General features: G+C 75.3%; 20 protein-coding genes. 8 read left to right on the top strand and 12 right to left on the bottom strand.

What is annotated here, in order from left to right; genetic code table 11:
• Positions 1-15 precede the first annotated feature (15 nt).
• Genes ACFPCY_RS09060 through ACFPCY_RS09050 form a run of 3 tightly spaced genes read left to right on the top strand, consistent with a single transcriptional unit; the run spans position 16 to position 3,152 of the window.
• Complete coding sequence (locus ACFPCY_RS09060; protein ID WP_378253252.1) at positions 16-2,052, top strand: hypothetical protein; 2,037 nt, start codon at positions 16-18, stop codon at positions 2,050-2,052.
• The gene (locus tag ACFPCY_RS09055; RefSeq protein WP_378253250.1) at positions 2,049-2,342 is read left to right on the top strand and encodes a hypothetical protein; all 294 of its coding nucleotides are present in this window, start codon (positions 2,049-2,051) and stop codon (positions 2,340-2,342) included. The genes ACFPCY_RS09060 and ACFPCY_RS09055 overlap by 4 nt, the downstream gene beginning before the upstream one ends.
• A gap of 12 nt (positions 2,343-2,354) precedes the next feature.
• Entirely contained in the window at positions 2,355-3,152 is a 798-nt protein-coding gene (locus ACFPCY_RS09050) for an SDR family NAD(P)-dependent oxidoreductase (RefSeq protein WP_378253248.1), read from the top strand.
• A 33-nt stretch (positions 3,153-3,185) separates the two neighbouring features.
• Here ACFPCY_RS09050 and ACFPCY_RS09045 read toward each other — a convergent pair whose 3' ends face one another.
• From ACFPCY_RS09045 to ACFPCY_RS08995, 11 genes are all read right to left on the bottom strand, one after another.
• Positions 3,186-3,491, bottom strand: coding sequence for a 4a-hydroxytetrahydrobiopterin dehydratase (locus tag ACFPCY_RS09045; protein ID WP_378253246.1), 306 nt, complete (start codon positions 3,489-3,491; stop codon positions 3,186-3,188).
• 98 nt (positions 3,492-3,589) lie between these two features.
• On the bottom strand, positions 3,590-5,776 hold the full coding sequence (locus tag ACFPCY_RS09040) for an ArnT family glycosyltransferase (protein ID WP_378253244.1): 2,187 nt from the start codon (positions 5,774-5,776) through the stop codon (positions 3,590-3,592).
• 136 nt (positions 5,777-5,912) lie between these two features.
• The gene (locus tag ACFPCY_RS09035; RefSeq protein WP_378253242.1) at positions 5,913-8,213 is read right to left on the bottom strand and encodes a glycosyltransferase family 39 protein; all 2,301 of its coding nucleotides are present in this window, start codon (positions 8,211-8,213) and stop codon (positions 5,913-5,915) included.
• On the bottom strand, positions 8,210-9,685 hold the full coding sequence (locus ACFPCY_RS09030) for a bifunctional glycosyltransferase family 2/GtrA family protein (RefSeq protein ID WP_378253240.1): 1,476 nt from the start codon (positions 9,683-9,685) through the stop codon (positions 8,210-8,212). The genes ACFPCY_RS09035 and ACFPCY_RS09030 overlap by 4 nt, the downstream gene beginning before the upstream one ends.
• Positions 9,686-9,762: 77 nt before the next feature.
• Positions 9,763-11,238, bottom strand: a complete 1,476-nt coding sequence (locus ACFPCY_RS09025) for a sensor histidine kinase (RefSeq protein WP_378253238.1) — start codon at positions 11,236-11,238, stop codon at positions 9,763-9,765.
• A 166-nt stretch (positions 11,239-11,404) separates the two neighbouring features.
• Entirely contained in the window at positions 11,405-12,118 is a 714-nt protein-coding gene (locus ACFPCY_RS09020; protein WP_378253236.1) for a response regulator transcription factor, read from the bottom strand.
• Between the two features lie 79 nt (positions 12,119-12,197).
• Positions 12,198-14,033: a hypothetical protein gene (locus tag ACFPCY_RS09015; RefSeq protein ID WP_378253234.1), complete on the bottom strand. Its 1,836-nt coding sequence runs from the start codon at positions 14,031-14,033 to the stop codon at positions 12,198-12,200.
• Positions 14,034-14,230: 197 nt separating this feature from the next.
• Positions 14,231-14,593 carry a hypothetical protein gene (locus ACFPCY_RS09010; protein ID WP_378253773.1) on the bottom strand — a complete coding sequence of 121 codons (363 nt, stop codon included), beginning with the start codon at positions 14,591-14,593 and terminating at the stop codon, positions 14,231-14,233.
• A gap of 38 nt (positions 14,594-14,631) precedes the next feature.
• On the bottom strand, positions 14,632-15,159 hold the full coding sequence (locus tag ACFPCY_RS09005; protein WP_378253232.1) for a roadblock/LC7 domain-containing protein: 528 nt from the start codon (positions 15,157-15,159) through the stop codon (positions 14,632-14,634).
• Positions 15,156-16,175 (bottom strand): hypothetical protein, encoded by a 1,020-nt coding sequence (locus tag ACFPCY_RS09000; RefSeq protein WP_378253230.1) that lies wholly within the window; start codon positions 16,173-16,175, stop codon positions 15,156-15,158. The genes ACFPCY_RS09005 and ACFPCY_RS09000 overlap by 4 nt, the downstream gene beginning before the upstream one ends.
• Positions 16,165-16,524, bottom strand: a complete 360-nt coding sequence (locus ACFPCY_RS08995; RefSeq protein WP_378253228.1) for a roadblock/LC7 domain-containing protein — start codon at positions 16,522-16,524, stop codon at positions 16,165-16,167. Before ACFPCY_RS08995 ends, ACFPCY_RS09000 begins: the two co-directional genes overlap by 11 nt.
• 430 nt (positions 16,525-16,954) lie before the next feature.
• Between ACFPCY_RS08995 and ACFPCY_RS08990 the strand changes: the two genes are divergently transcribed.
• The 5 genes from ACFPCY_RS08990 to ACFPCY_RS08970 all read left to right on the top strand — a co-directional run bounded on the left by ACFPCY_RS08990 (position 16,955) and on the right by ACFPCY_RS08970 (position 21,888).
• The gene (locus ACFPCY_RS08990; RefSeq protein WP_378253225.1) at positions 16,955-17,626 is read left to right on the top strand and encodes a PadR family transcriptional regulator; all 672 of its coding nucleotides are present in this window, start codon (positions 16,955-16,957) and stop codon (positions 17,624-17,626) included.
• Between the two features lie 175 nt (positions 17,627-17,801).
• Positions 17,802-18,923, top strand: a complete 1,122-nt coding sequence (locus tag ACFPCY_RS08985) for an ABC transporter ATP-binding protein (RefSeq protein WP_378253223.1) — start codon at positions 17,802-17,804, stop codon at positions 18,921-18,923.
• Positions 18,920-19,741: an ABC transporter permease gene (locus ACFPCY_RS08980; RefSeq protein ID WP_378253221.1), complete on the top strand. Its 822-nt coding sequence runs from the start codon at positions 18,920-18,922 to the stop codon at positions 19,739-19,741. The genes ACFPCY_RS08985 and ACFPCY_RS08980 overlap by 4 nt, the downstream gene beginning before the upstream one ends.
• 91 nt (positions 19,742-19,832) lie before the next feature.
• Positions 19,833-21,398 carry a murein biosynthesis integral membrane protein MurJ gene (gene murJ / locus ACFPCY_RS08975; protein ID WP_378253771.1) on the top strand — a complete coding sequence of 522 codons (1,566 nt, stop codon included), beginning with the start codon at positions 19,833-19,835 and terminating at the stop codon, positions 21,396-21,398.
• 46 nt (positions 21,399-21,444) lie between these two features.
• A complete protein-coding gene (locus ACFPCY_RS08970; protein WP_378253219.1) occupies positions 21,445-21,888 on the top strand; it encodes a DUF6221 family protein in 444 nt (147 codons plus the stop codon).
• An 85-nt stretch (positions 21,889-21,973) separates the two neighbouring features.
• Here the strand turns inward: ACFPCY_RS08970 and ACFPCY_RS08965 are convergent, their stop codons facing one another.
• A complete protein-coding gene (locus ACFPCY_RS08965; protein WP_378253216.1) occupies positions 21,974-22,600 on the bottom strand; it encodes a helix-turn-helix domain-containing protein in 627 nt (208 codons plus the stop codon).
• Positions 22,601-22,686: the final 86 nt, after the last annotated feature.

Genomic DNA, 22,686 nt, shown 5'->3' with positions numbered 1-22,686 from the left:
GTCAAGGGAGCGACCGTGCTGGACCAACTCACCGACGGCGGGGCACCCGCCACCGCGCGCATGCTCGGCCACCCGGCCATCGCGCACCCGGCCGCCGCGCACCTGGCACGCCCCCTCCTCGCGAGCCCGCTGCTCGCCCAGCAGGACAAGCCCGCCGGCGGCGCGGCGCTCGACCAGGTGTTCATCGCCTCCGGCGCCGCCGCCGTCCTCACCGCCGTGCTCCTGCTGCTCGGCTGGGGCCACCGCAGCGGACGCCTCACCTGGCTCACCCGCGCCGCCGCCCTCGCCACCCGCGGCCCCGGCCGCGGCCTGCCCGGATGGGCCGCCCTCCCCAGCGTCGTCGCGCTGGCGTCCCTGCTCACCGCCCTGCTCGGCATGTACTGGGACATCTCCCTGCACATCTCGCACGGACGCGACGTCGGCCCCCTCGCCAACATCGCCCACTACCCGATCCTGTTCGGCCTGTTCGGGATCTTCACCGCCGGCGTGCTCGCCGTCGTCCTCCCGCTGCCCGGCGAACGCCCCGGCACCGCCGCCGTCCGGATCACCCGCACCTGGTACGCGCCCGCCGGCGGCGTCCTGCTCGCCGGAACCGGCTTCTACGCCCTGCTCGGCTTCCCCCTCGACGACGTCTGGCACCGCATCTTCGGCCAGGACGTCACCCTCTGGGGCCCCACCCACCTCATGCTCATCGGCGGCGCGGGACTCTCCCTGGTCGCCATGATGATCCTCGAACGCGAAGGCCGCCGCGCCGGAGAAGCCGCCGCATCCGCCCCGGACGCGCCGGACGCGCCGGACGCGCCCGCCTGGGCCAAGTGGATGCGCCGGGGCATGATGTCCGGCGGCCTGCTCATCGGCCTGTCGGTGTACCAGGCCGAATACGACTTCGGCGTCCCGCAGTTCCGGCTCGTCCACCAGCCGCTGCTCATCGCCGTCGCCGCCGGATGCGCCCTGGTCTGCGCCCGCCTCTGGGTCGGACGCGGCGGAGCGCTGTTCGCCGTCGCGTTCTACATGCTCGTGCGCGGCGGCGTGTCCCTCGTCGTCGCCGGCGTCATCGGCGAACTGTGGGCCGCCGTCCCGCTCTACCTCGCCGAGGCCCTCTGCGTCGAGCTCGCCGGGCTCGTCCTCGCCCGCCGCCCCCTCGCCCTCGGCGCGGTGTCCGGCCTGCTCATCGGCACCGCCGGGTTCGCCGCCGAGTTCGCCTGGACGCACGTGGCTTTCCGCCTGCCCTGGACCGGAGACATCGCCGTCGAGGGCACCGCCATGGCCGTCGTCGGCGGCATCGCCGGAGGCGTCTGCGGCGCGCTGCTCGCCGAAGGACTCCAGGGCCGCCTCCCCGGCCGCACGAACACGACCCGCGCGAGCACGAGCCGCGCGAGCGGCACCCGCACGGACGGGACGCGCGCGGACGGCGGCCGTCGGCGCGGGACGCCCAACCTCGCCCGCGCGCTGTTCGCCGCGAGCCTCGCCGCGTTCGCCGCCGCCCTGGCCAACTGCCAGGTCTTCACCGTCCCGCACGGACACACCGCCACCCTCACCCTCACCGGCGTGCACGGGACCGGCGCCGGCCGCACCGCCGACGTCCGCGTCGAGCTCACCCCCCGCGGCGGCATCGACCACCCGTCCTGGGTCGCCGTCACCGCCTGGCAGGGCGAGGGCCTGCACGTCGAGCAGCTCGTCCGGGACGCGCCCGGCGTCTACCACACCCGCGTCCCCGCGCCCATCGGCGGGCAGTGGAAGACCCTCATCCGGATCCACGACGGCCGCGAACTCGCCGGAGTGCCCGTCTACCTCCCGCACGACAAGGCGATCAACGCCCCCGAGATGCCCGCCCAGCCGCACGTCACCCGGCCCGTCACCGGCGAGCGGCACGTCCTGCAGCGCGAGCTGAAGACCGGCCTGCCGCCCTGGCTGTGGGCCGCGTGCTCGGCCGTCGTCCTCGCCTGCACCCTCACCCTGCTCATCGCCCTCGGCTGGGGCGTCGCCCGCATCGCCCGCGTCCTGCCCGAACCCGCGCGGCCCGCCCGCGCACCCGAGAAGGTCGGCACATGACCGCCGCCCCGCTCACCGCCCCGCTCGCGGCCGCGGCCGAGCCGCTCGCCACGCACTCGGCCGTCACCGCCATCCCCTTCTTCATCCCGACCTTCGTCGTCGTGGCCGTCATCGCCGTCATCATCTGGCGCGACCGCCGCACCCCCGACGAGGACGGCGACGACGCCGGCGGCGACACCCACAGCGGCACCGGCGGGGACACCGGGCGCGTCGGCGACACCGGCAGCGGCGGACCGGACGAAGATCGTTCCGGGGAGGGCGGCGGCCGGGACCGGCATCGCCTCCCGTAGGGTGGCCGTTCCATGGACCAACCCTCATCCGGCGGCCCCGCGGCCTACCTGACCAGCCTGTTCTCCCTGGACGGCCGGGTCGCCGTCGTCACCGGCGGAAGCTCCGGCATCGGACGCGCCATCGCCGAGGCGCTCGCCCGCGCCGGAGCCTCCGTCGTCGTCCTCGCCCGCCGCGAGAGCGAACTCGACGCCACCGTCGCCGACCTCACCGCCCTCGGCTGCCGCGCCGCCCGCGTCAGCGTCGACCTCGCCGACCGCGACGCGCTGGCCGCGGCCGCCGACCAGGCCGCCCGGCCGTTCGGGGAACCCGACATCCTCGTCAACGCCGCCGGGATCAACCTGCGGCCGCCGATGGACGACCTCGGCCCCGACGTGTGGGACACCACCATGGCCGTCAACCTCGACGCGCCCTACCTGCTCGGTCAGCGTTTCGGCCCCGGCATGGCCGAACGCGGCTACGGACGCCTCATCCACATCACCTCGCAGCAGGCCTACCGCGCGTTCGTCTCCAGCGGCGCCTACGGCGTGTCCAAGGCCGGGCTCGCCGCCCTCGCCCGCTCCCAGGCCGAAGCCTGGTCACCCCGCGGCGTCACCGCCAACACCCTCGTGCCCGGCTTCGTGATGACCCCGCTGAACGAGCGCCTCCGCTCCGATCCCGCGATGGTCGAGTCGCTCGCCGCCCGCACCTTCGCCGGACGCAACGGACTCGCCGAGGACTTCGCCGGAGCCGCGGTGTTCCTCGCCTCCGCCGCGTCCGCCTACGTCACCGGGCAGGCGCTGTTCGTCGACGGCGGCTTCTCCACCCACTGACGAGGCCCCGTTCAGCCACTGAGGAAACCCCGCTCAGCGCGCGCCGTGCTCGGCGGCCAGCCCGTCGATCCGGCGCGCCATCGCGAAGTCCAGCCCCGTCAGCCCGCCCTCGCTGTGCGTGCTGAGCGCGAACCGCACCGTCCTCCAGCGGACGTCGATGTCGGGGTGGTGGTCGGCCTCCTCGGCGGCCGCGGCCACCGCCACCACCAGCTCGATCCCCGCCGCGAACGACGGCGCCTCGAACTCCCGCCGGATCTCCTCGCCCTCCCGGCTCCAGCCCGGCAGCTCCTCGAGCCGCTCGGCGATCGCGTCCTCGTCCAGCCTGCCGCGGTCCGGCATCGCTCCCCCTTCGCGGGCGCGCGGCCGTCCCTCGCGACGGCCGCCCTCACGCCCAGTACATCACCGACCCTCCTGCCGCCCCTCGTCACCGCCTTCCCTCACCGTCCCGTGCCGAGGTCGTACACCGTGACGCCGCCGATCGTCCGCGCGGTGAAGTTCTCCTGCACCCACGCCGCGATCCGCTGCGCCTCGTCGCTCCCGCCGGACGAACCGCCGCCGCGCATCCCCGGCATCGACCCGCCGAGGAAGTAGTGGATCTTCTTGGCGGCCACCAGCCGCTGGAACCGCGCCAGCGTCGGCGCCGGATCGGTCCCGTTGAACCCGCCGACCGCCATCACCGGACGGCCCGTCGCCAGCTGGTACCCGGCCGCGTTGTTCGCCCCGACCGCCGCGGCGACCCACGAGTAGGACGACGCGTCCTGCTTCAACGCCGCCACCAAGGCCGACGCGGGCTCGGCCGCACCGAGCAACCCACCCGGGCCACCGCGCATCCCGCGACCCGTCCCGCCGGGGAACCCGCCGCCCTGCCGACCGCCCGGCGGCTGACCGTTGCCGACGCCAGTACCAGTACCAGTGCCAGTGCGCGGCGCGTTGCCGTTCGCGCCGAAGCCGCTGAAAGCCCCGCCCGGCGGCGTCCCGTTCGGCACACCGCCACGCGCCCACGGACCCTGACCGCCGCGCATCATCCGCATGCGACCGCCGAACCCGCCCGGCCCGTGTCCCGTGGACGGCCCCGCCGTCACGATCGCGCCCTCATGCGGCGTGGACGCGGTGTCCAGCGCATACGCCACCGGCCCCGCGAACACGGTCACCGCCGACACCGCCACCGTCGCCCCGGCGAGCACCCGCCCCCCACGACCACCCCGCCCGCCACGCTCGACCCCCGCCGCACCCGAGGAGATCTCGCGCGGGTCCGTGGCCGAGACCGCGATCAGCGCCAGCGCCGCGAGCGCCGCGACGACCACCACGGCCGTCAGCCACGAATGCCACTGCGGCGTCCGGTGCAGGAGCACGCACGCCCACACCGCCGACACCGCGACCGTCCCGGCGAGCACCGCCGCCCACGCCGGAACCCGGCGGCGCCGCCACACGAGGCCCGCGCCGAGCCCTACCAGCGCCGCGACCGCGGGGGCCAGCGCCACCGTGTAGTACTCGTGGAAAATCCCGCGCATAAGGCTGAACACCAGGCCCGTCACCAGCAGCCAGCCGCCCCACAGCAGCAGCGACGCCCGCGCCCGGCCCGTCCGCGGCGTCCGCCGCACCGCCCACAGGCCCGCCGCGAGCAGCAGCAGCGCCGCCGGAAGCAGCCACGCGATCTGCCCGCCGACCGACGTCCCGAACATCCGCAGCCAGCCCGCGTCCGCGTCGGTGTTGCCCAGACCGCCCGTCTCGTTCCCGTTCAACCGGCCCAGCCCGTTGTAGCCGAGCGCCAGCTCCAGGACGCTGTCGTGCTGCGACCCGCCGATGTACGGACGCGCCGCCGCCGGAACCAGCGCCACCACCGCGACCCACCAGCCCGCCGCCACCAGCAGCACCCCGCCGGACGCCGCCAGCTGCCACATCCGCCGCCGCAGCGGCGCCGGCGCGGCCACCAGGTACACCAGCGCGAACACCGGCAGCACCAGGAACGCCTGCAACATCTTCGCCAGGAAACCCGACCCGACGGCCGCCGCCGCGACCAGCAGCCATCCCGTCGAGGCCCGCTCCTGCGCCCGCACCAGCGCGTACGCGCCGACGCTCAGCAGCAGCACCAGCAGCGCGTCCGGATTGTCGAACCGGAACATCAGCACCGCCACCGGCGTCACCGCCAGCACCGCGCCCGCCAGCAACCCCGCACCGGACGCGACCGCGCGCCCGGCATCACCGGCCAGCGCCCGCCGCACCGCCGCGTGCACCACCGCGACCGTCCCGACGCCCATCAGCGCCTGCGGCGCCAGCAGGCTCCAGGAGTTCACCCCGAACACCCGCGCCGACAGCGCCATCGGCCACAGCGCCAGCGGCGTCTTGTCCACCGTGATCGCGCCCGCCGCGTCCGACGCGCCGAAGAACATCGCCTTCCAGCTCACCGACCCGGCCTGCGCCGCCGCCGCGTAGAACGCGTTCGCCCACCCCGAGGCCCCCAGACCCCACAGGTACAGGACGGCCGTCACCGCCAGCAGCGCCCACAGCCCCGGACGCGCCCACCGCGGATCGTCCCGGCCGCCCAGCAGCAGCCGCCGCGCCCACGGCCCGCGCCCGTCCTCCGGACGCACCGCCGGTCTCCCGTCCACCACCATCGACGTCATCACTCTCATCCCCCCTTCACGAACCGACCGCGCCGAACCAGCCCCGCCGAACCGACCGCGCCGAACCGGCCCCGCCGCGACGCATCCACCGGCGCCGGACGGGACCGATCCCCGCGCTCCGACCAGCGGCGCCCGCTCAGCCGAGCCGGTACAACTGCGTCGTCCCGCCACCCATCGGCGCCCCGGCCGCAGCCGACACACCCGACGATCCGGACGCTCCGGATGATCCGGACGTCGAGGACCCGCCGTACTCGCTCGGCCGGACGAGCGTGCCGTGCTGCCGCACCCACGCCGCGACCGCCTCGGACGTCCCGCGCCCACCCAGGCCCATCCCGCCCTCGGAGAGCACGATGTAGTGCAACTTCCCCTGCCGGACGTACGACTGGAGCTTGTCCACCGTCATCGCGTCGTCGGTCCCGGTGAACCCGCCCATCGCGATCGCCGGACGCCCCGTCCGCAGGATGATCGACGCCGCCGCCTGCGCGTTGCCGACCGCGACGAGCCACCGCGCGCCGTCCCGGTGCTTCTGCAGGTAGGCGACCATCTGCTCGCTGACCTCACCGCCCGGACCGCCGAACCCGCGGCGTCCGCCCATCGGCGCGCGGCCACCCGTGGACGACCCGCCCGGCGGCTGCCCGAACCCGGGGAACCCACTCGGTCCCGGCTGACCCGGCTGCCCGCCCTGGCCACCTTGACCACCCGGGCCACCTTCACCGCCCTGGCCACCGGACTCTTCCTGACCAGCGCGACCGCTCTGCCCGGGCATCGCGCCCGGCGGCATGCCGCCGAAGCCGCGCGGGAAACCGTCCCGGCCGCCCATCCGGCCGCCCGGACCGAAACCCCGCCCGGTGTCCGGACCGGCCAGCGGGTTCGTCCCGTTCACCGGCGAGGACGCCGCCGACGCCGCGTACGCGCCCGGACCCGCCAGCCCCGCCACCAGCGCGAGCGCCAGTCCCGCGAGGGTGAACGGCAGCCCGGCCCGGCGCACCAGCCGTCCCGCGACCAGGTTCGCCACCGCCAGGACCGTCACCGCCAGCACCAGCCAGCGCAGCGCCGGATGCCAGTGCGGCGTCCGGCCCAGCAGCGCGAACGCCCAGCCGCCCGTCACCGCGACCGCCGCCGCCGGCACCCACGACCACCGCGCCGACCGCCGGTACGCGCCCGCCAGCAGCACCGTGCCGCCGCCGGTCAGCGCGGCGACCGCCGGAGCCATCGCCGTCGTGTAGTACGGGTGGAACGTGCCCTCCGAGAAGCTGAACACCACGAAATGCACCGCCAGCCACGCGCCCCACAGCACCAGCGCCGCCCGCGCCACGTCCGTGCGCGGACGCCGCCACACCAGCACCAGCCCCGCGACCAGCGCGATCGCCGCGAACGGCAGCAGCCACGAGATCTGGCCGCCGATCTCCGCGCCGAACAGGCGGCCGATGCCGGCCCGACCGCCGAACCCGCCGCCGAACCCGCCCCGCGGACGGTTCTGCGCCGCGTCCCCGGCGCGCTGCGCGAACTCCCGGAAGGCGTCCGCACCGGCACCGCCGAACCCGCCGCGCCCGCCCCGCTCCTGGCCGAACACCCGGCCGAGACCGTTGTAGCCGATCACCAGGTCCCACACCGTGCCGTCGGTGCTGCCCCCGATGTAGGGACGCCGGGACGCCGGGATCAGATCGACCACGACCATCCACCAGCCCGCCGACACCAGCAGCACCGCACCCGCCGCCAGCAGGTGCAGCACCCGCCGTCCCAGCGCCGGAGGCCCGAACAGCAGGTAGGCCACCGCGAGCGCCGGCAGCGCGATGAACGCCTGGAGCATCTTGGTGTTGAACCCGCAGCCGACGAAGAACGCCGCCGCCAGCAGCCACCGCAGCCGCCCGTCCTGGACGGCGCGCACCGTCGCCCACGCCGCCGCCACCAGCAGCAGCGTCAGCAGCGTGTCCGGGTTGTCGTCCCGGTTGATCGCCACCGTGATCGGCGTCAGCGCCAGCACCCCGGCCGCGAGCAGCCCCGCCGCCGGACCGAACGCCCGCCGCACCGTCACGTGCAGCAGCGCCACCGCCGCCACGCCCTCGACCACCTGCGGCAGCAGCAGGCTCCACGAACTGAAGCCGATCACCCGCGCGAACAGCCCCATCACCCAGAACGCCATCGGCGGCTTGTCGACCGTGATGAACGAACCGGCGTCCAGCGACCCGAAGAAGAACGCCTTCCAGCTCTGCGTCCCGCTCTTCACCGCCGCCGAGTAGTACGCGTTCGCGTCCCCGCTCTTCGACAGCCCCCACCCGTACAGGACGGCCGCCAGCGCCAGGATCGCCCACAGACCGGGCCGCACCCACACCGGATCGCCCTCCGGCCCGAGCAGCAACCGCCCCAGCCGTCCTCGGCGCGCCCCGGCAGCGCGGGAAGCGCCCTCCGACGCGCCGGTCGTCATCGTCGCGCTCATCGCCCAGCCTCCTCAGCCGCCGCGACCTCCGCACCAGCGCCCGCGCCCGTGGCGGCGTCCGCCACCCCGCCGGTGCTCGCGGACGCCGCGTCCACACGTCCCTTCGCCTCCGCACGACCCGCAGCGCCGGCATGTCCCGTAGCGTCGGCATGTCCTGCCGCCTCCGCACGACCCGCAGCGTCCGGACGGCTCAACCGGCGGGGATGGAAGATCCACGCCCGCATCAGCAGGAACCGCACCAGCGTCGCGACCGCGTTCGCCGCGACCATCGCCGCGACCTCCACCCACCGGGCCGGATGCGCCGCCGTCGCGTGCAGCAGCGCCAGCCCGCCGGTGCTCAGCCCCAGCCCGAGCAGGAACGTCAGCCCGCCCTCGACCTGGTGCCGCACCGCCCGGTGCGACCCGGTCACCCCGAAGGTGAACCGGCGGTTCGCCGCGGTGTTGCCGACCGTGGTGACCACCAGCGACAGCGCGTTCGCCGTCAGCGGCCCCATCACCAGCCGCAGCAGCACGAACAGCGCCAGCTGCGCCACCGTGCTCACCGCGCCGATCACCGCGAACACCGGAAGCTGCCGCCGCATCCCGGACGGCAACCCATCGCCCTCGCCCCCGCCCGGACCGTCCTGCCCGCGCGTCCGCGCGCCGGACCGGCCCGACACCGGGGCTCCGAAACCGCCGGTCAGCATCCGACGTCCCACCCGCGCCATTCCCTTCACGTCGTCCAGCGCCGTGCGCAGCACGTCCACCCGGCTGTCCGGATCGTCCACCCAGTCCACCGGGACCTCGTGGATCCGCAGCCCGGTCCGCTCGGCCAGCAGCAGCAGCTCGGTGTCGAAGAACCACTCCTGGTCCTCCACCACCGGCAGCAGCGCCTGGACGATCTCGGTCCGCCCCGCCTTGAACCCGCACTGCGCGTCGGAGAACCGCGCCGCCAGCGTCGCCCGCAGCAGCAGGTTGTAGCAGCGCGAGATCACCTCCCGGCGCGGCCCGCGCACCACCGCCGACCCGCGCGACAGCCGCGACCCGATCGCCAGGTCGCTGTGCCCGGAGATCAGCGGCGCGACCAGCGGCAGGAACGCGTCCAGGTCCGTCGACAGGTCGACGTCCATGTAGGCGACCACGTCGGCGTCCGACGCCGACCAGACCCGCCGCAGCGCGCGGCCCCGGCCCTTGGTGTCCAGGTGCACCGCCCGCACGTTCGGCAGCTCGCCCATCAGCTCCCCGGCGACGCGCCACGTCCCGTCGGTGCTGGCGTTGTCGGCGACGGTGATCCGCCACGCGTAGGGGAAGGTGGCGCTCAGGTAGGCGTGCAGCCGCCGCACGCTGGCGGCGAGCACGCGCTCCTCGTTGTAGACGGGGATCACGACCTCGACCAGCCGCCCCCGCCCGCCCGGCTCCCCCTCGGGACGCCCCGGACCGGACGGTGCCGCGGCCTGGCCGGCCGTGCTCCGCGTGGTGACCAGGTGACTCATGCGACCACCGTCGGCAACCGGCGTGGGAGGCCGCTGAGCCCTTCCTTAACACGCCATGAGAAACCCGTCCGAACGGGTCAGTCCGGGCGGACCGGGGCGCCCGGCAGCACCACCCGCACCAGCGTGCCGCCGCCCTCGGCCGGTTCCAGGCTCACCCGGCCGCCGCCCTCGCCGACGACCCGCGCCACGATCGACAGGCCCAGCCCCGAACCGGGCAGGCTCCGCGCCGACGGCGACCGCCAGAACCGCTCGAACACGTGCGGCAGGTCCTCCGGCGCGATCCCCGGCCCCTCGTCCCGGACGGTCAGCTCCCCGCCGTCCAGCCGCACCCGCACCCGCCCGCCCGGCGGGCTGAACTTCACCGCGTTGTCCAGCAGGTTCACCACGGCCCGCTCCAGCTGCCCCGGGTCGCCCTGCACGAACCACGGCGACGCCGCCGCCTCCACCACCAGGCCCGGACCGCGCAGCCGCGCCCGCGCCACGGCCCGCTCGACCACCTCGTGCAGCGCCACCGTCTCCCGCGCCGGCTCCCCCTCGGCCGGACGCGCCAGCTCCAGCAGGTCCCCGACCAGGCTCGACAGCTCCACCATCTGCGCCTTCACGCTCGCCAGCAGCCGCCGCCGCGTGTCGGGCGGCAGCTCCCGGCCGCTGTCCTGCGACCGCATCAGCAGGTCGATGTTGGTCCGCAGCGACGTCAGCGGCGTGCGCAGCTCGTGCCCGGCGTCGGCGATCAGCTGCTGCTGCCGGTCCCGGGACGCCGCCAGCGCCCCCGTCATCGTGTTGAACGCCCGGCTCAGCCGCGCGATCTCGTCGTGCCCGTCCTCGGGGATGCGGGTGTCCAAGTCCTCGGTCCGCGCGATGTGCTCGACCACGCCCGTCAGCCGGTCCACCGGACGCAGCGACGCCCGCGCGATCATCAGTCCCGCGCCCGCCGACAGCAGCACCCCCGCCGCCGACACCGCGACCAGCAGCAGCGCCAGGTTGTCCAGCGGGCCCTGCACCTCGTCCAGCGGGATCGCCGTCGAGATCGCGAACCGGACGGGGGTGCCGTCCGCCCCGGCGACGTCGTAGCCGACCGTCCGCACCAGCACCCGCACGTCGTCGCCCTGCGCGTCCACGCCCCTGCCCTCGTGCTGCGCGGTCTGCTCCGTCCCGGCCGCGACCGCCCTGTCGGCGTCGGTCACCGTCAGCGCGCCGTGGTCGGGGATCGCGCACGCCCGCCCGCTCGCGACGAGCACCTGCTGGATCATGTACGGCCCGGAGTAGTGGTTCCCGGTCTCGCTGACCGGCGCGGGATCGCAACTCCGCAGCGCTTCCCAGATCATCGGCCGCTCCCGCGGCGGGAGGGACGGGCCGTTCGGCGGCGCCCCTGGCCCGCCGGGCGCGGGGGCGCCGCTCATCGCCCGCAGCCGCCGGTCCAGCTCCCGGTACAGCTGCCCGCGCACCAGGAACCAGCTCACCGTCGCGCACGCCGCCACCGCCACCGCGACCGCCAGCGCCGTCAGCAACGCCAGCCGCCCCCGCAGCGGCAACCGCGACATCAGCCGCCGCACGACCCCGCCACCAATCCACGTTCCCGGACGCGCCTCCGCACCCCGCCACGGCTCTGCACCCCGCTACGGCTCTGCACCCCGCTCCGTCCGGCGCGTCCGGCTTGTCCAGGCCGCCTGGGCTGCGCGGCGCGTCCGGGGTGTGCGGCTCGGACGGCGTCGGCGGCGGTCACGACGAGCCCCGCAGGACGTACCCGACACCGCGCACCGTGTGGATCAGCCGCGGCATGCCCGCCGCCTCGGTCTTGCGCCGCAGGTACATCACGTACACGTCCAGCGAATTGGAGGCCGGCTCGAAGTCGAACCCCCACACCGTCTCCAGGATCTGCTCGCGCGTCAGCACCTGACGGGGATGCCGCAGGAACAGCTCCAGCAGCATGAACTCCGTGCGCGTCAGCTCCAGCGGACGCCCCGCCCGCTCCACCTCGCGCGTGCGCGGATCCATCCGCAGGTCCTCGAACGCCAGCGCCTCACCGTCCGGACGCGCCGAGGTGCCGTAGTCCACCGCCCGCCGCAGCAGCGCCCGCACCCGCGCGAGCAGCTCGTCCAGCTCGAACGGCTTCACCAGGTAGTCGTCGGCGCCCGCGTCCAGCCCGGTCACCCGGTCGCCGACCATGTCCCGCGCCGTCAGCATCAGCACCGGCATCGTCGCGCCGCGCGCCCGCATCCGCCGGCACGCGGTCAGGCCGTCCATCCGCGGCATCAGCACGTCCAGCACCACCAGGTCGGGACGCCGCGCCTCGACCGCGTCCAGCGCGAGCACGCCGTCGGCGGCCGTGCCGACCTCGTACCCCTCGAACTCCAGGCTGCTGGTCAGCGACTCCCGCACCGCGGGCTCGTCGTCCACGACCAGGATCCGCCCCCGCGCAGCACCAGACTCCATGCGTTCACGGTAACCGCCCGCCCCGCGCCCACCGCTGTGACCAGCGGATTCTCATAGATCTTTCAGAAAACCCCGACGGTCACGAGGCCCGCTCCGGTGCCGCGCCACCGGACTCCGGCCCGCCGCTCCCAGGCCGCCCCGGACGCACCACCATGCGGATCGTGGGCGCCGACGCGTCCCCGGCCGTCCGGGACGCCACCGTCAGGATCGCCACCGGCGACGCCTGCGCCACCGGACGCTCCGGAAGATCGGCCCGCCGCACGCCCACCCGGTAACGGGAAGCGCCGCGCAGCGTGCTCACCGCGGCTCTCGGCACCACGCGCGGCGCCGTCCGGGCCGTGATCCGCACCGCCCTCCCGGTCGCCGACCCGACCAGCGAACCCGTCGCCGGATGCGTCATCACCGCGTCGAACGTGGCCCGCGCCACCCGCCCCACGAGGTCGCCGAGCGCTCTGTCACTTCCCGCGAACCCCGAAAGCGAGCCACCCGAACTCCCGCCCGCTCGGCTCCCAGCACTCGCACGACCAGCACCCGCACGGCTGGCATCCGCGCTACCGGAAGCCGCGCTACCGGAGGCCGTTCCGCCCGGCTGCGCAGGCCCGCCGTCCGCGGCACCGGGGGCGTCGGGGGCGTTGGGGTCGGGGCGGAAGGCCGTCGTCCAGCCCGTCCGGACGGACTCGACCACCACCTCGCGGGTCACGTCGATCATCAGCCCGCGCAGCGTGTCGCGCAGCGCGGCCTTCAGCGCCTCGCGCATGAGCTCGCGCATGATCGTCTCGACCGCCAGCACGAGCGCGCGGTCGGCGACCTGCCCGGCCAGCCCGAACGCGGAGCGGGCCAGCGCGCTGCCCGCGGCGGCCCGCCAGAGGCCGCTCGCCGCCTGCGCCGCCTCGCCGGTCCCCAGGTCGCGCGCCACGTCCAGGACGAACGAGGACGCCAGGTCGGCGCTCGCCGCCGCCACCGGGCTCGCCTCGGCGACCCGGCGGCCCTGCGCGCGCACCCCGGACGCCAGCTCGCGCGCCGCCTCCTTCGCGGCCTCGCGCGCGACCGTCCGGACCACGTCCGCGATCACCTCGCGGCCCACGTCGAGCGCGACGTCCACGGCGACGTCGACGACCGCGTCCAGCGCCGTGTCGACGACCGCGCGCGTCGCGGCCTGCACCACCGGCGCCGACGCCGTCCGGCCCGCCACGTCCAGCGCCGTCGCCGTCGCGGCCCGCGCGAGCGGGCTGCGCGCCGCCAGCCGCCGCGCGGCGGCCGCCATCGGATGCTGCGCCGCCTGCTCGGCCAGGTTCACGGCCGTGCCGGTCAGGGCCGTGGTGACGTCGAGCGCCGTCCCGGCGAGCGGGTTGGAGCCGGCCACCGTCCGCGCGACGGACTTGGCCTCCAAAACCGCCTCCCGCACCGCCTTCTCGGCCGCGGCCGAGGCGACCTTCACCGCCGCGTCCCGCGCGGCGCGCTCCACCGCCTCCATCGCCGACGTGCGCGCCAGCCGCTCCACGACCTGCGCCGCGGCACGGTCGGCGGCCCGCCGCGCGACCACCCGGACCGGTTCCGCGGCGGCCGACGCGTGCCGCGCCGCCCTCTCGGCCACCGGCGCGAGCCCGGCCACACCGCCCGCAGCGGCACGATCCAAACGCGCGACCACGCCGGACAGAGGCTCGGCCTCCCCCTGCCGCCCGGTCTCCATCGGCCGCCCGGTCCCCGGCTCGGTCTCGGCTTCCGCCTTCACGACGAGCTCCGCAGCACGCTGCGGTTCGGTGATCGTGGCGGGTTTCGCCTCGCTCCCGTCGGACGCGGGCCGCGCTTCGGCCTCGGGTTCCCTTTCGGGACGGGGCTCTGCGGGCGCCGGCGGGTACGCCTCGTCGCCGGTGGAGCCGCTGCCGATCGCGTCGCTCCCGGTCCGGTCGGTCATGTCCGTGCCCCCAAACCCGCCCACGTCCTGCCTTCCAGAGTAACGATCGTCCTGCCGTTTCGTTCCCGCGCGGGGGCGGCGGCGACCGCGCCCGTCCGGACACTGGGAAGGGCCCGGACGCCGCCGCCCGGACGCCGGAGAGGGCCCGGACGGCGGCGTCCGGGCCCTCGCGCGGGCGGTGCGGATCAGACCTCCCGTCAGACCTCCAGGTTCTCCTCGATCGCCTTCAGGTGGTGCCGGGACAGGGCCAGGTTGGCGCGGCCCCGGTCGAGCGCCAGGTACAGGAACAGGCCCTTGCCCTTGCGGCCGGTCACCGGCCGGATGATGTGGTACTGGCCGCTGAGCGTGATCAGGATGTCCTCGATCTCGTCCTTGAGGCCGAGCTGCTCCATCGTGCGCATCTTGGCCCGCACGACCTCGGTGTTGCCCGCGGCGGCGACCTGGAGGTCCAGGCCCTTGGAACTGCCCAGCATGCCCAGGGCCATGCCGCTGCTGTAGTCGACGACGGCCGCGCCGACCGCGCCGTCGATCGCCATCATGTCCTTCAGGGACAGGTCCATGTTCGACACGTGGTCTCCTCTCACTCGGGTGTGCCTTCTCACTCGCGGCCGCCGGTCTCCCTCCCGGCCGCCGGTTCCTGCGGCGCGGACGCGGCCAGCCGCCGGGCGATCGCCCGCGCCGCCGGCCGCGACTCCAGATGCAGCCGCCCGACGTTCACGTCGGGACCGGCCAGAACGGTCAGCGAGGCGTGCCACCCCGCCGCGTAGATCGCCACGAAGCCGCCGGTGCCGTGCACGACGACCTCGTGGAAGCCGCCGCCGTGCGCGGTGGCGGCGAGCCGGTGCGACAGCGCCAGATGCGTGACGGTCAGCACGGCCATCCCGGCGGGCTCCACCGACGGCGGCAGGTCGTGCGCGACCAGCCGCCCGTCGGACGCGGCGACCAGGCTCCCGACCACCCGGTCCAGCCGGGAACGCAGCCGCTTGAGCTCCGCCACCACCTCCGGGTCGGGCTCGAACGGGGGACCGTCCGGGACGGCGTCGAACTCCCGTCCGGGCTCGGTCCCCGCGGCGGCGCGGGCCCACCGCTCGACCAGGGTGCCGAGCCGCCGCCTGCCGGCGTTCACACCTGCTCCAGGGCGGCTCGCAGCCTCAGCAGGGTCTCCAGGTCCACCGGCGGTTCCTGGCTCGGCCGGACGGCGCGGACCCCCGCCCGCCTCCGGCGCCGCGGCGAGGCGGCGTCCGCCGGCGCCGGCCGCTCGACCAGCCCCAGCGCGGTCAGGGCGCGCACCGCCTCCAGGCACACCACCACCGGACGGCCCAGCTCGGCGGCCACGGCGGCGGGCGTGCGGCGCCCGTCGGCGGCGAGCGCCACCTCGACCTGCACCGCCGTCAGCATCACCCGCTGGCGGCGCGTCCGGCGGGCCGCGACGACCGGCGCGACGTCGGCGAGCGCGAGCGGCCAGCCGTCCACGGGCCCGGCCCGGCGCGCGCACTCGTGCAGCAGCACGCCCGGCGGCACGCCGGTGCAGCGCATCGTGCGGCGCCCGAGCCGGCCCGCCGCGAACACCGGCCCCCCGCCTGGCGCGCCCGAACCCTCCCCTGCTCCCTCCGCCGTTCCCTCCGCCTGGTTCCTGGGCGGGCCGCCGCCGCCGGGACTGTCGAGGCCGTCCGTTCCGCCGTCCGCCCCTCCCGGCCGGGCGGCGGAACGGACGGAGTCCAGCAGGAGGGCCAGCGCGTCGAACGTCGCCGCCAGGACGTAGATCCCCAGCGGGCTCGGCGCGTCGTCGCCTCCGGCGCCCGTCGCGGCGGACCGGCCGCCCCGCTCGGGCCACCACGGCTGCTCCTCGATCGGGCCGTCCGCGGTCCGCAGCGCGGTCAGCGGCGTGGCCCGGCGCGACTCGGCGCGGCACACCAGCCCTTCGGACAGCAGGACGCGTCCCTCCAGGCCGCAGCTCACCTCGCCCGTGCGGCGCTCGCGCTCCAGCCGCAGCAGCAGATCCTCCAGCCCGGTCCCTTCGGACGGGCCCCCGGCCCGCCCGGTCCGGACGGCCGCGCCGAGACCGTCCCGGACCGCGCTTTCGGCGGGAGCGGAAGGGGAATGGCGCGTCCTCATCGGCGCGGCGGAGAACTCAGGCGTCATCGCGGCCCTCCGTCAGCAGCTCGACCACTTCGCGCACCCGCAGCCGCGCCAGCGCCAGGTTTCCCGCGTCCCGGTCGAGGACCACGTGCAGGAACAACTGGGAGTCGAAAGTGCGGCCGACGCAGACCATCAAGTGATATCCGGACGACCCGGAGACGATGATCTCCTGAATGTCGTCGCCGGTCGGGGACGCGCTCATCGCGGGACTGGCCAGCACCACCCGGACGACGTCGGTGGTGCCCGCCGCGTCCTCGTGCTGGTCGAGCGTCCCGCTGCCGCCGGAGGAGGCCACCGCCAGGCCGGTGGAGCAGTCGACCAGGGTCACTCCGCGTGCCCCGGGGATCGTCATGATCTGCTCCATGCAGCCGTTGATGCCCACCCGCGCCCCCTCGTGCGACTGCGTTCCGGAGCTTAGAACCTACGCCGCGCGCGACCCGGATAACGCGATATCGGGGAGCAATTACCTATGTCATTCAAAAAAGCGATATCCATGCCCGCTGGAGCGCTGCAAAGAGGGGATATACCGTGCGGTATAAGCGACAGAAAGACTCGGGGAGCGGGCGGCGACCGCACAAATGGGCAAATCCGGCCCCGGGAAGCGGACGGACGGCGAGCCCGATCCCGGCCGACCGGAACCCGGCGAGTCCCGACCGGGCCCGCGGAGGGGCTGGACAAGTCGCCGCGCAGGCGTATATTCGTTGCCAAGTACTCGTCCACGAGTACTCGCTGACGAGTAGCGATCAGCGGACAGCGGACGGAGCGGACGGGAGGCGGTTCCGGTGGCGAAGCGGCGGAAGGTCGCGAACCTGCTGGCCCTGCCGGTGCTGAGCACGCTCAGCGAGCGTCCGATGTACCCCTACGAGATCGCCTCCACGCTGCGCCGTCGCGGCAAGGACGCCAGCGTGAAGATCAACTGGGGGTCGTTCTACACGGTCGTGCGGAACCTGGAGAAGCACGGGCTGATCAAGGCGACCGGGACCGTCCGGCAGGGCAACCAGCCGGACCGCACCGTCTACGCGATCACCCCCGAGGGCCGCGCCGAGCTCGCCGACTGGCTGCGCGAGCTGGTCGAGGTCCCCGAACGCGAGTACCCGCGCTTCCAGGCCGCGCTCGCCGACATCGCCACCCTGCACCCGCGCGAGTTCACCGTCCTGCTGCGCCGCCGCCTGGAGGCGCTGGAGGCCGACCTCGCCGAGCAGGACCGGCAGCTCGCCGAGCACCGCGCCTGGCTGCCCGAGCTGCTGCTGATCGAGGCCGACTACCACCGCGCCCTCAGCAGCGCGGAGGTCGACTGGGTCCGCGCCCTGCTGGCCCGCCTGGAGGACGGCACCATGGCCGGCCTCGCCGACTGGGCCCGCTTCCACGAGACCGGCGAGGTCCCCCAGGAGATCGACTGGCTCCACGAGCAGGAACGCGCCCGCGCCGAGCCGTCACCAGAGGAGGCCGACTGACGACGCCCCCCACGTGAAAGGCCCCGGCCGGTGCGGCAACACCGGGCCGGGGCCCCGAGACCAGAACGCCGATCCGCGGCAACGGAGCCAGCGACCTGGGTGACACCACAAGGTTAGCCGGACTCACGCCGCCGCCGGATCGCCCCACCACCGATCCACGAACCGGGAGAGTCCCATGACCACCGACCCGTGCGCCGTGCGCGCGCACGACCTCGGCAAGACCTACTCCGTCCGCGGCGTCAAGGGCGGCGTCCGCGCCCTGTCCGGCCTGGACGTCGCCGTCCAGCGCGGCATCGTGTTCGGCCTGCTCGGCCCCAACGGGGCGGGCAAGTCCACCGCCATCAAGGTCCTCACCACCCTCACCCGCCCCGACCGGGGCACCGCGGAGATCGAGGGCGTGGACGTGCTCCGCCACCCCGACCGCGTCCGCCGCCTCATCGGCGTCGTCGCGCAGCGCTCGGGCAGCGACCCGCGCGCCACCGGACGCGAGAACCTGATCCTCCAGGCCCGCCTGTACGGCATGGGCGGGCGCGCCGCCCGCGCCCGCGCCGCCGAGCTGCTCGACCGGTTCGACCTCGCCGAGGTCGCCGACCGGCTCGTCAAGACCTACTCCGGCGGCACCCAGCGCCGCCTGGACGTCGCGCTCGGCCTGGTCCACCGCCCGTCGGTGCTGTTCCTGGACGAGCCCACCACCGGCCTGGACCCCGAGGCCCGCACCGCGATGTGGGCCGAGATCCAGCGCCTCGCCGGCGACGACGGCCTGACCGTCGTGCTCACCACCCACTACCTGGAGGAGGCCGACCGGCTCGCCCAGCGGCTCGCGATCGTCGACCACGGGCACGTCGTCGCGGGCGGCACCCCCGACGAGCTGAAGGGCGAGCTGCGCGGCGACGCCGTCCACCTCGAACTGCCGTCCGGGACGGTCCCCGGCGAGGTCCGCGCGGTGCTGGAGGCGCTGCCGAGCGTCCGGGAGGTCCGGATCGCCGGACGCGGCGTCAGCGCCCGCAGCGACAACGGCGCCGCCGCCGTCCCGGCCGTCCTCGCCGCGCTGGAGCGCGCCGGGATGCCCGCCGCCGCCGTCACCGTCGCCCGCCCGTCCCTGGACGACGTGTTCCTGCGCTACACCGGCCGCCGCTACGCCCCCGACGACGGCCGCGACGACCGTCACGATGACCGCCGCGACGACCACCGCGACGGCCACCGCGACGACGCGCCGGGCGCCGCACCGCCCGGCACGGCGTCCCCCGCCCCCGAAGCGTCCACCGGCACGCCCGCCCGGCAGGAGGCCGCGAAATGACCACCGCACCCCTCACCGCGCCCGCGTCCCGCTCCGTGACCGCGCCGCGCCTGATCACCCACACCTGGTTCCTGACCGGACGCCGCCTGCACGCCCTCGCGCGCCAGCCCGCCGTCATCGTCGGCAACCTCGTCCAGCCCGCGATCTGGCTGTTCCTGTTCGGCTCGCTGTTCCGCCGCGTGGTGGAGATCCCCGGCTTCGGCCACGGCTCCTACCTGGGGTACCTGGTGCCCGGCGTGATCGCCATGAACGCGATGAACGCCAGCATGTGGGCCGGGGTCGGGATGATCGAGGAGATCGACCGGGGCACCCTGAACCGGTTCCTGACCTCCCCGGTCAGCCGGGTCGCGCTGATGACCTCCGGCGTCGCCGACCAGGCCGTCACCACCGCCCTCCAGTCCGTCGCGATCCTGCTGCTCGGGCTGCTCGGCGGCGCGCACTACCCCGGCGGCGCCGCCGGGTGCGCCGTGGTCGTCGTCGCGGGCGTGCTGCTCGGCACGGTGTTCGGCGGGCTGTCCAACGCGATGGGCATGACGCTGAAGCAGCGCGAGGCGATCATCGGGTTCAACGTGCTGCTGATGCTGCCGCTGACGTTCCTGTCCTCGGCGTTCATGCCGACCGCGCTGATGCCGCACTGGATGCGGATCATCACCGCCTGCAACCCGCTCGACTGGGCCGTCCGCGCGGGCCGGTCGGCGCTCGGCACCGACCCCGACTGGGCGTCGATCGCCGCGCGCGGCGGCGGGCTGCTCACCCTCGCCGTGGTCTGCGTCGGGATCTCGGTGGCGACCTTCCGCTCCTACCAGAAGTCCGTCTGACGGAGTCGGCGGCGCGGCGGCCCGGGCCGAACGGTCCGGGCCGCCGCGCCGTCTAACCTGGCAGGGACGGAAGGGGCGGACGTTGAGCGAAATGGTCAGGGCGGGACGCGCCATGGCGGTCGCGACCGTCGTGTCGCGCGTCACCGGGTTCGTCCGCACGCTGGTGCTGGTCACCGCGCTCGGCCTCGGCACCCGCCTGCTGGACGCCTACACCGTCGCCAACGTCACCCCGAACACGATCTACGAGCTGGTCATGGGCGGCGCGCTCGCCAGCGTCGTCGTGCCGCTGCTGGTCCGGCAGGCGTCCCGGCCGGACGCCGACCTGTTCGCCCAGCGGCTGCTGTCGCTGGTGGTCTACGGCCTCGGCGCGGTCGTGATCGCCACCGTGCTCGCCGCCCCGCTGATCGTGGACGCCACGGCCGCCGGGTTCGCGCCGTCCGAGCGGCACCTGGCGGTGCTGTTCACCCGGTTCTTCATGCCGCAGATCCTGTTCTACGGCGTCAGCGCGACCCTGGCGGCCGTGCTGAACGCGCGCGGACGGCTCGCCGCGCCGCTGTGGGCGCCGGTCGCCAACAACCTCGTCGTGATCGCCACCGGGCTGGCGTTCGTGCTGGTCGGCGGCACCGGGCACGCCGCGTCCCCGGGCACCGCGCAGACGCTGCTGCTGTCGGTCGGCACCAGCGCCGGCGTCGCCGCGCAGATGGCCGTGCTCGCGTTCGCCGGACGCCGCGCCGGGTTCCGGCTCCGGCTGCACGCCGACCCGCGCGGCATCGGCGTCCGGCGCATCGCGGCCATGGCGGGCTGGACGGTCGGGTCCGTCGCCGCCGCGCAGGGCGTGTTCGTCGTGTCCACCCGGCTCGCCTCGCACGCCGGGACGGGCATGCTCGCGGTCTACAGCAACGCGTCCACGATCTTCCAGCTTCCGTACGCGGTCATCGCCGTCACCGTGATCACCGGCGTGCTGCCCCGGATGAGCCGCGCCGCCGGACGCCGCGACCTCGCGGGCGTCACCGCCGACCTGTCCCGCTCGCTGCGGCTCACCGGCGTCGCCCTCGCCCCGGTCTCCGCGGCGCTGGTCGTCCTCGGACCGGCCCTGACGACCCTGATGTTCGCGCACGGCAGCACCTCGCCGTCGGCCGCCCGCCTCACCGGGCAGACCCTCGCGGTCTACGGCCTCGCGCTCGTCCCGTTCGCCGGGTACCAGATCATGCTGCGCGCCTTCTACGCCCTCGGCGACACCCGCACCCCGGCGCTGATCAGCGTCGGCGTCTCGGCCGTCACGGTCGGGCTCGTCCTGGTCGCGGCGCAGCTCACCGGCGGCGCGCGGCTGCTGATCGCGCTCGCGGGCTGCACCGCGGTCGCCTACACCACCGGGCTGACCGTCAGCGCGCTGGTGCTGCGGCACCGGCTCGGCCGGGTGGACGGCCGCCGCCTCCTGGACACCCACCTGCGCACCCTGGCCGCCGCGACCGCCGCCGGGCTGGTCGCCGCCGCCGTCGCCCGCGCCGTGGACGCCCCGTTCGGCGCGGGCCCGTCCAGCGCCGCCGTGGTGATCGTCGCCGCGTCGGCCGCCGGCGGCGCCCTCTACGCGCTGGCCGCGCGGCTCCTCGGCGTGGCGGAGCTGCGCGTGCTGACCTCGGCGCTCCGTCCCGGCTGACCCGCACGGGGTGCGGGACGCCGCGCCGGGACTGCACAATGGCCGGGTGGACGAGCTGGTGGAGTTCCTACGCGCCCGGATCGCCAAGGACGAGCAGATCGCACGCGCCGGCTCGGGCGCCGGTTCCGGCTCCGGCCCGGGCACCGCGTGGAAACCGTCCCCGCCGGGCTCGGTCAGCATCGACGGCCCGTCCGACGAGGCCGCCCGCGGTTTCGGACCGCAGGCCTCCGGACGCCCCGGCTTCGTCGCCGAGGCCGAGAACGAGAGCTACGCCGAGCACATCGCCCGCCACAGCCCTGCCCGCGTCCTGCGCGAGGTGGCCGCCAAGCGGCTCATCCTCGACGAGTACGCCAAGGCCGCGTGGCTGCTGTCCACCGGCCACCGCAGCGAGGCCGCCGAGGCCGCTCAGGAAGTCAGGATCGCGACGCTGCGGGCCCTGGCGTCCGCCTACGCCGATCGCCCCGCCTACCGGCCCGAATGGTCGGCCTGAAACAGATCCGGGAACGGCCGCCCTGAACGATCCGAAACGGCCGCCCTGAACGATCCGGGAACGGTCGCCCTGAGCGTGGGGCGCGTCAGCGCCCCGGACGGCGCGACTTCGGCGCGGCCCGCAGGTGGAAGCGCTCGCCCTGCCGGCCGAACAGGCTGAGCAGCTCCACCGGCTGCTCGCCGGCGGGTCCGAACCAGTGCGGCAGGCGCGTGTCGAACTCGGCCGCCTCGCCGGGCGACAGCTCCAGGTCGTGGTCCCCGACGACCAGCCGGAGCCGTCCGGCCAGCACGTACAGCCACTCGTAGCCCTCGTGCGTCACCGGGTTCGGCTCGCCGCGCGACCCGCCCGGCAGGATCGTCTTCCACGCCTGCAGCGGCCCCGGATGCCTGGTCAGCGGGATCACCGTCCGGTCGCCGCCGTCGCGCGGGGTCAGCCGGACGCGCGGGTCGCCGACCTCGGGCGCGCCGACCATCTCGTCCAGCGGCACCTGGTAGACCTGCGCGAGCGGCAGCAGCAGCTCCAGGCTGGGCCGGCGCTGGCCCGACTCCAGCCGGGACAGGGTGCTCTTGGAGATCCCGGTGGTTTCGGCGAGCGCGCCGAGGGTGATGCCGCGCTCGGCGCGCAGCTTGCGCAGGCGGGGACCGACCTCGGTGAGCGCCCGGTCGATCGCCGAGGACGGGTCGCCCGGGAGGGTGTCGTGCTGGTGCTCCATGCCTCCATTGGACCCGACCCGTCCCGGAAATGGCAACAAACGTTGCCGGATTCACGTCCGCGGTCGCAGTCTGAGGGCGGAGGTGA

It is taken from the genome of Actinomadura gamaensis (assembly GCF_042652125.1).
Classification (GTDB): Bacteria; Actinomycetota; Actinomycetes; order Streptosporangiales; family Streptosporangiaceae; genus Spirillospora; species Spirillospora gamaensis.
This window is presented reverse-complemented; position numbering and strand designations above follow the sequence as displayed.

Excerpts from the sequence above, each read along its gene's own strand:
- ACFPCY_RS09055 (WP_378253250.1), top strand. The coding sequence starts at position 2,049 with ATGACCGCCGCCCCGCTCACCGCCCCGCTCGCGGCCGCGGCCGAGCCG.
- ACFPCY_RS09050 (WP_378253248.1), top strand. The coding sequence starts at position 2,355 with ATGGACCAACCCTCATCCGGCGGCCCCGCGGCCTACCTGACCAGCCTG.
- ACFPCY_RS09045 (WP_378253246.1), bottom strand. The coding sequence starts at position 3,491 with ATGCCGGACCGCGGCAGGCTGGACGAGGACGCGATCGCCGAGCGGCTC.
- ACFPCY_RS09040 (WP_378253244.1), bottom strand. The coding sequence starts at position 5,776 with ATGACGTCGATGGTGGTGGACGGGAGACCGGCGGTGCGTCCGGAGGAC.
- ACFPCY_RS09035 (WP_378253242.1), bottom strand. The coding sequence starts at position 8,213 with ATGAGCGCGACGATGACGACCGGCGCGTCGGAGGGCGCTTCCCGCGCT.
- ACFPCY_RS09030 (WP_378253240.1), bottom strand. The coding sequence starts at position 9,685 with ATGAGTCACCTGGTCACCACGCGGAGCACGGCCGGCCAGGCCGCGGCA.
- ACFPCY_RS09020 (WP_378253236.1), bottom strand. The coding sequence starts at position 12,118 with ATGGAGTCTGGTGCTGCGCGGGGGCGGATCCTGGTCGTGGACGACGAG.
- ACFPCY_RS09015 (WP_378253234.1), bottom strand. The coding sequence starts at position 14,033 with ATGACCGACCGGACCGGGAGCGACGCGATCGGCAGCGGCTCCACCGGC.
- ACFPCY_RS09010 (WP_378253773.1), bottom strand. The coding sequence starts at position 14,593 with ATGGACCTGTCCCTGAAGGACATGATGGCGATCGACGGCGCGGTCGGC.
- ACFPCY_RS09000 (WP_378253230.1), bottom strand. The coding sequence starts at position 16,175 with ATGACGCCTGAGTTCTCCGCCGCGCCGATGAGGACGCGCCATTCCCCT.
- ACFPCY_RS08995 (WP_378253228.1), bottom strand. The coding sequence starts at position 16,524 with ATGACGATCCCCGGGGCACGCGGAGTGACCCTGGTCGACTGCTCCACC.
- ACFPCY_RS08985 (WP_378253223.1), top strand. The coding sequence starts at position 17,802 with ATGACCACCGACCCGTGCGCCGTGCGCGCGCACGACCTCGGCAAGACC.
- ACFPCY_RS08980 (WP_378253221.1), top strand. The coding sequence starts at position 18,920 with ATGACCACCGCACCCCTCACCGCGCCCGCGTCCCGCTCCGTGACCGCG.
- murJ (WP_378253771.1), top strand. The coding sequence starts at position 19,833 with ATGGTCAGGGCGGGACGCGCCATGGCGGTCGCGACCGTCGTGTCGCGC.
- ACFPCY_RS08965 (WP_378253216.1), bottom strand. The coding sequence starts at position 22,600 with ATGGAGCACCAGCACGACACCCTCCCGGGCGACCCGTCCTCGGCGATC.